This is a genomic window from uncultured Sphingomonas sp., assembly GCF_964235535.1.
GTDB lineage: Bacteria > Pseudomonadota > Alphaproteobacteria > Sphingomonadales > Sphingomonadaceae > Sphingomonas.
Map to the genome: position 1 here is coordinate 1 of NZ_CAXSBH010000036.1, position 6422 is coordinate 6422.

The 6422-nt window shown below is 62.6% G+C and carries 4 protein-coding genes and 3 pseudogenes; 5 read left to right on the forward strand and 2 right to left on the reverse strand.

Features of this window, described 5'->3' with window-relative positions:
• The first annotated feature begins 198 nt into the window (after positions 1 to 198).
• From ACFE7F_RS11115 to ACFE7F_RS11135, 5 genes and pseudogenes are all read left to right on the forward strand, one after another.
• On the forward strand, positions 199 to 1629 hold the full coding sequence (locus ACFE7F_RS11115; protein ID WP_375403918.1) for a short-chain fatty acyl-CoA regulator family protein: 1431 nt from the start codon (positions 199 to 201) through the stop codon (positions 1627 to 1629).
• A gap of 84 nt (positions 1630 to 1713) precedes the next feature.
• Positions 1714 to 1845 (forward strand): annotated as a pseudogene (locus ACFE7F_RS11120) (transposase); the annotation flags it as partial.
• A gap of 360 nt (positions 1846 to 2205) precedes the next feature.
• Positions 2206 to 2325: pseudogene (locus ACFE7F_RS11125) on the forward strand (IS5/IS1182 family transposase); the annotation flags it as partial.
• 918 nt (positions 2326 to 3243) lie between these two features.
• Positions 3244 to 3366: pseudogene (locus ACFE7F_RS11130) on the forward strand (Arm DNA-binding domain-containing protein); the annotation flags it as partial.
• 202 nt (positions 3367 to 3568) lie between these two features.
• On the forward strand, positions 3569 to 4417 hold the full coding sequence (locus ACFE7F_RS11135) for a tyrosine-type recombinase/integrase (protein ID WP_375403919.1): 849 nt from the start codon (positions 3569 to 3571) through the stop codon (positions 4415 to 4417).
• Positions 4418 to 4726: 309 nt separating this feature from the next.
• Here ACFE7F_RS11135 and ACFE7F_RS11140 read toward each other — a convergent pair whose 3' ends face one another.
• Positions 4727 to 5395: a hypothetical protein gene (locus tag ACFE7F_RS11140; RefSeq protein ID WP_375403920.1), complete on the reverse strand. Its 669-nt coding sequence runs from the start codon at positions 5393 to 5395 to the stop codon at positions 4727 to 4729.
• Between the two features lie 34 nt (positions 5396 to 5429).
• Entirely contained in the window at positions 5430 to 6422 is a 993-nt protein-coding gene (locus tag ACFE7F_RS11145) for a sterol desaturase family protein (RefSeq protein WP_375403921.1), read from the reverse strand.

Here is a 6422-nt window from a genome sequence, read left to right on the forward strand (position 1 = left end):
TCAGCTTGCCCCTGGCGTGCTGGGCCGCAATGCGGGTCACACCGCCGCCTAAGCGCGCAGCCTGGCGGCGACGTTCCAGTTCGACGATGGTGGACGACATCCGAGCTCCTCAAGGCCAGCCTTTCGAATTTGCCCTCCGACGCGCAACTGTGGTTTTGTGAAATCGCGGGTAGATGGTTTGCAGAATAGGAGCAGATGATGAGGTCACGATCCGCCCGTCGGCGCTTCTTCGCCGGAAATCGAGTTCGTGATCTGCGTCACCGCAAGGGTCTCAGCCAGACCGTCATGGCCAAGCGACTGGGCATCTCGATCAGCTACCTTTCGCAGATCGAGACGGACGACCGGCCAGTCACCGACCTGGTCCTGGCCGCGCTCGCGCAGACCTTCCCGCTCGATTGGGTCGACATCTCCGAGGAGGAGGAGGATGACAACGAGCTCGTTCGCGCCTTATATGCGGGTACTGATCCAGCGGTGCCTCTGGACGTCATTGACGAGCCGGCAGTACTTCGCGGCATACAGCAGCAGCCGCGACTTGCCCGACGGATGATCGCGATCCACGCCGCATATCAGCGCTCGCAGCAGCAGCTGCGCGTGCTCGACGATCGGGTCGACACAGGTCTGGATGAGGGCGGCCTGCTGCCTTGGGAAGAAGTGCGCGACTGGTTCCAGAGCGCGGGTAATTACATCGACGTGCTGGATAGGTTGGCGGAAGGGCTGGCATCTCGGCTGGACATCCAGTCCGATCCGCTAACCTCGCTTTCCCGAAGCCTCAGCGCCAGGCACCGCGTGCAGATCCTGCATTTCGCGCCGAGCGGAGAGGGAGGTCGGCTCCGCAGTTTCGACTCGGTGCGTCGTACGCTGTTCGTCGATCGAGCGATGCCGATCGAAAGCCAAGTGTTCGAACTGGCTCACCAGCTGATGCGCCTGGAGGGAAGTGATGAGATCGATAGCGTCCTTCACGAGGCCGCACTCCGTTCGGATGCCGCCCGGCGCCTGCTGCAGATCGGCTTGGCCAATTACGCAGCTGGTGCCCTGCTGATGCCCTATGGCCGGTTCAGGTTGGAGGCGAAGCGCACCCGCCATGACATAGACGAACTGCGGCAGCTCTTCTCGGTGAGTTTCGAGCAGGCATGCCATCGCCTGTCGACGCTGCAAAGGCCGGGAGCGCCGGGCATCCCGTTCTTCTTCTGCCGCGTGGACATGGCGGGGAACATCACCAAACGCCATTCCGCTACCCGGCTTCAATTTGCGCAGTTCGGCGGTACCTGCCCGCTGTGGAACGTGCATGAGGCCGTCGCAGTATCCGATCGCATCCTGGTGCAGGTCGCAGAAATGCCCGACGGCGTACGATACATCTCGATGGCCAAAGGTCTGGTCAAGTCCACGTCAAGCTATCGTCGGCCTCCGCGTCGATATGCGGTCGCGCTGGGTTGCGAGATCGAGCATGCACCCGATTTTATCTATGGTGACGGTCTGGGCATCCATGAGCGCGATAGTGCGACACCGATCGGCCCATCGTGTCGAATCTGCTCAAGATCTACGTGCGAGCAGCGCGCATTCCCACCGGCTGGGCGCGCGATCGTGGTTGACCCTGATAGACGCAAGATCGTGCCCTATATATTTGATTAGCAGCCGGACTTTGCAAAGAGTTCAATGTGAAGTGGCCGCCTAAATAGCTTGGCCGGGTCTCGCTCTTAGCTAAGATCGAGGCATATGACTGACCATACGACTAGGCGATACGACGATGGCGAGGTTTTTACCGGTATCGAGCGCCAGAGGCGCTGGACACCGGAGGAGAAGGTTCGGATCGTCGCAGAGACGTACTTGCCGGGCGTGAGCGTGTCCTTTGTCGCCCGGGGATGGCCTGTGACCGCGGTCGCGAGCGCGGTCGGCGTCAGCCGGCCGCACCTGTCCGCCATGCGCAACAGGTCATCACCCAAGCGGCGAGGAGCGGCGCCACGATGGCCGCATCGCGGTCGACGAGCGCAACACGCGGTGGTGCTCGGACGCGCTCGAGATCGGCTGCGACAACGGCGAGAAGAGCCTGCCCCGGCGAAGGCCGGGGTGCGGGTCGCCTTCGCGCTCGACCGCTGCGACCACGACGCGATGGGACACGAGGCGACGACGGGCGGGATCACGGCCGAGGACGTACAGGACCTGACGGTCGCCACGATGGAGCATCGCCATGGACGAAAGCGCCGCCGGGTTGAGTACTTCTTCAACAAGCTCAAGCGCTTCCGCCGGATCGCCCTGCGATGCGAAAAGACGCTTTGCACCTTCATGGGCTTTGTTCAACTCGCCTGTGCCATGATCTGGCTACGATGAACGCAGACAGCACCTAAGGAGCAACTGGCCATGCGAGTGCTACAGCTCCTATGATGCCACTAAGGGCTTCGCGCGGGAGATCGGGCTGAGGTCGCGCACCACGCCCACCAGCAGCTTACAATCGAACGGCATGGTCGAGGCATTCTTGCGGACGCTCAAGCGCGACTAGGTCCGCGTCCAACCCAGGCCCGACGCCCGGACCGTCATCGAGCAGCTACCGACCTGGCTCGCCCGCTACAACGACGTGCATCCGCACCGCGCGCTGGGCTGCGGATCGCCCCGCGGGTACGTCGCGCAAACCCGCGAGGCTTCATTTGGGCTTATCTGGGGCAACAAGAGGATGTCAGTCTCCTCGTCGTCTAGGTCCTCGCGCTTGCGAGGGACGAGGACGAAGTTGACGGGGCTGACTGGTCACCCCGGGCCCGGGACGCACCGCCATCGCGGACCGTGCACGGGCGCGCCACGTTTGGCTTTGGCCTATGACTGGGCTCGCCGAAGCGCGCGCAAGCGGTCGCGATGCTTACCCCTGCTTGCCTGCTTAAACGGAGTGTAGGCCGGGTAAGCACCCGGCCGTTCGCTAACCTAATTTAGATCTTTGGAGCGAGCGAAGGAATTCGAACCTTCTACCCCAACCTTGGCAAGGATAAGCCAAGGCTACGCTGGTGTACTCCGGGCTACGCTGGAGTAGGATAGAAGTCAGTTGGTACAACAGCTTAGCTACGCTATAGTACCTTCCATTATTACAGAGTTGGAGGCTTTGGTGGACACCATGTGACCACCAGACCGATGCGGCGGAGAGAGTGCATGGCGAAGTCCGGCGTAGTGCTCACCAAGACCCTGATCGATCGCTCCGAGCCGCGAGCCGCGCGGTACGACCTCTAGGACGGCGGCCTGAGTGGCTTCGGTGTGCGGGTCGAGGTGAGCGGGAGCAAGACCTTCATCGTCCGCTACCGGACCGATGGCGGCGCGCGGACGGCACCCCGGCGTTTCATGGCCATCGGCCGGTACGGCACCGTGACGCTGGATGAGGCACGCAAGCAGGCGCGGTTGCTGCTGAGCGCCGCCGCCATCGGAAATGACCCTGCGGCCGAGCGGCAGGCGCGGCGCAAGGAGCTCCGGGTCAGCGACCTAGTCGACCTGTATGAAGCTGAGGGTTGCTTCGTGCAGCGTGGCAAGCGTCAGGGCGAACCAATGAAGGATACGACCAAGGGCTTACACTCTCGCCAGACTGCGCCATCATGTCGTGCCGCTGCCCGGCAACAAGCACACCGGCGAGGTGAACGCCGCCGACATCGAGGGCTTCGTGCGCGACGTGACGCCGGGCAAGACCGCCAAGGACGAGAAGGTCGCCCCGCGCAAGCGCATCATCGTGCGCGGGGGTGCTGGTGCGGCGCGGAAGGTCGTGCGGGATCTCTCGGCCGTCTACAGCTTCGCGGTCCGACGCGAGCTCGTCGCGAGCAACCCGGTCGAGCGGGCGGCCGTGCGCAAGACCGACAATCAGCGCGAGCACTATTTAAGCTTGGAAGAGGTGAAGCGGCTCGGCCAAGCCTTCGATGCGCTTGTCGCAGAGGGCGCGAACGCCAAGGCAATCGCCATTGCGCGGCTGTGGGCGCTGACTGGATGTCGGCGTAACGAGATCGCCGCGCTTCGGTGGGACGAGGTCGATCTCGATCGCGGCTTGCTCATCCTCGGTGACACAAAGACCGGTCGATCCGTCCGGCCGCTCAGCCTTGCCGCTGTCGCCATCCTGAGCGAGGTCGAGCACATGGGCGGCTCCAGCTATGTCTTCCCGGGCACCACCGGCGAGAACCACTATCAAGGCACCAAGCGTCTCTGGGCTAGGGTCAAAACGATGGCCAAGCTTCCTGACGCTACCCCGCACACGCCGCGTCATACGCTCGGCTCGACCGCCGTGTCGGGCGGCGAGGCGCTCGCGCTCACCGGCGCGATCCTGGGGCACAGCAACCCTCGCTCCACCGCGATCTACGCCCATGTGCAGCGCGCACCCATGAAGAAAGCGGCGGAACGGGTATCCGGCAAGCTTGCAAAGGCGCTTAATCTAGATGGGAAGCGGACGCAGCGGAGAGCGTAAGTCGGTCGTCATCCGCCTTGAAGGATTGACCCACAAGTAGACATTCACGCTGGCATGGTCATTGCTCGAAACCTGATAATCATTCAGACTCCAATCCCCGCTCGGACTGACCGGCCGCCGCACCCCTAGTCCGGCCCGATTACCAAGTGGTGCAGTTATTCCGAGAGCGCCGCCGGGGTACTTGGAGGTGGATGCCACGTCGTCGTCAATCATCGGACGCTCGATCACCGGGCCGTTCAGCCCATCCACGTCCCGACGTCGTAAGCGATATACCCAGTCTGTCGCGTCCCGGTGTTTGAGGCTGCTCCCCTACGCGCTCAACAGGCGTTTCCGGAAGAGCGAGCGGATTAGTCGGTCCTCCAGGATACGCCCGGCTAGGTAAAGGACGGCGAAGATGCCCGCGAACACGTAGGCCGGGGTGGGCGAGGGCTTCTTACCGCCGCCTTCCCCGTCGCCGCCGGCCTCGTCCTCCCCCTTTTCCTTTCTCTCCTTCTTTTCGCGGTCCTTTTTTTCCTTCTCCGTCTCGGGTCGCGGCGCGCCCAGCGCTTTGTCGATCGGGTTCATGGGCAGATCCGCGATCTTCTTGGGCTTTTCCTTCACCTTGCCCGCCTTCTTCTCGGCCGCGGCCACCGCCGTCTGATGCGCGACGATAGCCTTGGTGGCTTGCGCGAAGACTAGGAACAGGAGCGGTGCCAGGAAGCAGAGCAGCAATGCCCGACTGGTTAGGCGGTAGCGGAGCACGGGGCCAGCGGGATCATGCTCGACGCTGAGGACGCCCGTGTCGAACACCGACATCTTGTCTTGCGCCGCCTGGTCCTTCTTACTGAAGGTCAGTATGTCGCCCGTCCGCTGGTGATTGGTGCCGTACTCGTGAAACAGGGCATCTAGTCGCTTGAAAGCATCGTCGCCCGACTGACCGGGCGCGAGCGGGACGCTACCTCGGACATTCCAGATCCAGTCGAAAAAGCGCCGGTCCACCTGACATCCTTGCAATGCGGGAGTGGCACAGACCTTAGGCGGGCGACGCCACCCCGAGGTCGGCCGGCGTACCCTTGGTCCCACGCTTGATCTTGACCTTCATGTCCTTCCACAACTCGGTAAATGGAAAGGTCATCTGTTCGCGAATGGTCATGCGGCGGCCGCCCTCCATGCCCAGCAACTCCGCCTCGCCGTCGACGCAGGTGCCGAACATCCGGTCGATGATGATCCAGGTGCCGGAGAAGTTGCTGCGGCTTGCCTCGAAATCCTGGCTGTGATGGACGCTGTGATGCTCGGTGGTGTTGAACACGAACCGCCACCAGCGGGGCGTGTTGAAACGCACGTTGACATGCTGGTAGGTGCCGACCGCTAGGCCGATGGTGCCCGCGAGCAGAGCGGCGCGCGGCAGGAAGTCGAAGAAGCCGCCGATGCCTAGCCCGATCAGGAACAGCTCGACCGGATTGCCGACCGCGCCCTTGTTGATGTTCAGCTGCGTGATGTAATGGTGGACCGAGTGGGGCAGCCACAAGATGTACCAGTTGTGCATTCCGCGATGCATCCAATATTGTCCGAAGTCGAAGATGAACGAGATCAGGAACGCCTGCAGCAAAAGGGGAAGTGTCAGGAACCATATGAACTTGTCGAAGTCGAAATTACCCTGGATCGCCTTGATGATGACGTCGCTGCCGATATAGCTGCCGACGAGGCGCAGCATCGTGTAGCCCAGGCCGACATAAAACAGGTCGGTCGCCAGCTCCTTCCAGGTCAGGCGCCAGCTATCGAAGCGGGGATTGACCCACTCCAGGCACAGCAGCAGCACCTTGAACGACACGCCGATCCAAATAGCGGTGGACGCTTTTGCGATCGAGTTGGGCGCGTAGTACCAGAAGGCGATCAGCCCGAAGAGCACGGCCGGTTGGAACCAGGTGAAGACGAACCGCTTCACCGGGCCACCCTCCACGCGGGGCACGTTCTCCCATCCGATTGTCACGGGAGCCTGCGCACCGATGATCCTTTTTCCAACCAG

What these genes read in the sequence shown, in the direction of transcription:
- ACFE7F_RS11115 (WP_375403918.1), top strand. Translation starts at nt 199, where the DNA reads ATGAGGTCACGATCCGCCCGTCGGCGCTTCTTCGCCGGAAATCGAGTT.